1 protein-coding gene and 1 pseudogene are annotated in these 1,831 nt (G+C 70.2%); one reads left to right on the top strand and one right to left on the bottom strand.

The window, feature by feature from the left end:
* Positions 1 to 304: pseudogene (locus WA805_RS02575) on the top strand (hypothetical protein); the annotation flags it as partial.
* Between the two features lie 24 nt (positions 305 to 328).
* On the opposite strand, the gene WA805_RS02570 reads toward WA805_RS02575, so the two are convergent.
* On the bottom strand, positions 329 to 1,831 hold a 1,503-nt coding region (locus WA805_RS02570), incomplete at its 5' end, for an ABC transporter ATP-binding protein (protein ID WP_425241557.1).

Genomic DNA, 1,831 nt, shown 5'->3' with positions numbered 1-1,831 from the left:
CGCCAGCTTCCCCCGGGCCGGGGCAGACCTGCGCCTGGGGCGCCGGCTGCCCGAGTTGTTCCGCGAGGCGGGGCTGACCGACGTCGGGGCGACGGTGTACGCCGGCAGCTACCCGGCGGGGCATTCGCGGCGCACCGTGATCCCCGACCTGGTGCGCAGCCTGCACCCGGTGATCCTCGGCCTCGGGCTGGCCGGCGAGCGTGAACTGGCGGACGTGGACGCGGCGGTCCGTGCGCACCTCGCCGACCCGCGCACGCTGATGATGCCGCATCTGCTGGTGACCGCCTGGGGCCGCAAGCCCTGATGCTGGTCCGGGCCGGCGGGAGTCTTATGCGGCCAGTTCGGCGTAGCGTCCCTGGTCGGCCAGCAGGCTGGCGTGGTCACCGGCCTCGACGATGCGGCCGTGGTCGAGCACGATGATCTGATCGGCGTTCCTGACGGTGGACAGGCGGTGCGCGATCGTGATGGTGGTGCGGCCCCGGGCCAGCGTGTCGAAGGCCTGCTGCACCGCCCGCTCGGTTTCCGTATCCAGGGCGCTGGTCGCCTCGTCGAGGACGAGCACCCGCGGATCGCGCAGCAGCGTCCTGGCTATGGCGATGCGCTGCTTTTCCCCGCCGGAGAAGCGGTGGCCGCGGGAGCCCACCATAGTGTCGTAGCCGTCGGGCAGGCTGGCGATCAGGTCGTGAATCTGCGCCGCGCGAGCGGCGTCCTCGATCTCGGCGTCGGTGGCACCCGGCTTGGCGTAGCGCAGGTTCTCCCGCACGGTGGTGTGCAGGAGGTAGGTCTCCTGGCTGACTACGCCGACGATGGCGGCCAGGTCGGCCAGCCGCATGTCACGGATGTCGGTGCCGTCGATGCGGACGCTGCCGCGGGTCGGGTCATAGAGCCGCGCGACCAGCGAGCCGAGGGTGGTCTTGCCCGATCCGGTCTCGCCGACCAGGGCGAGCGTGCTGCCGGCCGGGACGTCCAGGTCAATGCCGGCCAGGGCGGGACGGTCCGCACCCGGGTAGGTGAAACCGACGCCTTCGAAGCGGACGTGCCCGGCGACGCGGGCCGGGTCGACGCTGACCGGGTGCGCTGGCTCGTCGACCTCGACGGGCAGGTCGAGGTACTCGAAGATCCGCGCGAAGAGGGCCAGCGAGCTGATCACCGAGACGCTGGTGCTGAGCAGGCCGGTGATCGGCCGGAACAGGGCATTCTGCAGGGTGGTGAAGGCGATCAGGGTGCCGATGCTGACGGTCCCAGCGGAGACGGGCAGGCCGGCGGCGAGGTAAATGACGGCTGGGACCGCGGCGAAGATGATGGTGAGCGAGGCCATCCGCCAGCGCCCGGCGAGCTGGGAGCGGAGCTCCAGGTCGATCAACCGGGCCGAAGAGCCGGCGAACCGCTGGATCAGGGCCGGGCCGGTGCCCATCGTCTTGGCCAGCTGGATGCCGTTGACGGAAAGCCCTTCCTCGATCGTCACGTTGAGATCGGCAAGCTCCCTCTGCTGCTGGGTGGTGATGGCCCGGCGCATCCTGGCGACCTTGCGGGTCAGGAAGATGGCGGGCGGCATGACCACGAGCGAGATGAGCGACAGCCGCCAGGACAGGACGGCCATGGCGACCGAGGTCGCGACGACGGTGGTGAGGTTGGACGCGATGGAGGTGGCGGTCGAGGTCACGACGGACTCCATCCCGCCGATGTCGTTCTGAATCCGCGATTGCACCTCGCCGGTGCGGGTGCGGGTGAAGAAGGCGATCGACTGCCGCTGCAGATGGGTGAAGACGCTGGTGCGCAGCTCGTGCATGACGTGCTGGCCGACCTTTGTGCTGATCCAGGTCTGGATGAC

The sequence above is a fragment of the Trebonia sp. genome (genome assembly GCF_049794275.1).
Classification (GTDB): Bacteria; Actinomycetota; Actinomycetes; order Streptosporangiales; family Streptosporangiaceae; genus Trebonia.
Note: the sequence above shows the minus strand (reverse complement) of the source record. Positions and strands in the feature narration are given on the sequence as shown.